Annotated in this window: 1 pseudogene; it reads right to left on the bottom strand. The window is 28.9% G+C overall.

The annotated features are described in order from the left end of the window. Nucleotides 1-35 precede the first annotated feature (35 nt). Nucleotides 36-298: pseudogene (locus FC55_RS09845) on the bottom strand (transposase); the annotation flags it as partial.

Genomic DNA, 298 nt, shown 5'->3' with positions numbered 1-298 from the left:
AAACTATTAGATGAAAGTCTAATAGTTTTTTTGTTTTAAGTGGAGAAGAAAATTACATTATTTTTTAGCGAAAGCAGAATCCTGAGTCTAAAATGCTTAAAATTATTATAGCCATCGGCTATACGCTTAATTACTTTAATGTGATTATTGACGCCTTCAATAGGACCATTGGTAAGTCTAGGTAAAACAAAACTATTTTCTATTTCTGACTTATGTTTCTTGATAGTTTTTAAAGCTTGTCTCATTTCTGGTGGAAGATTTCAAGAAGCTGTATCAGTTAATAAATTTAGTAATTGAC

The sequence above is a fragment of the Ligilactobacillus salivarius DSM 20555 = ATCC 11741 genome, from assembly GCF_001435955.1.
Lineage (GTDB): Bacteria > Bacillota > Bacilli > Lactobacillales > Lactobacillaceae > Ligilactobacillus > Ligilactobacillus salivarius.
This window is presented reverse-complemented; position numbering and strand designations above follow the sequence as displayed.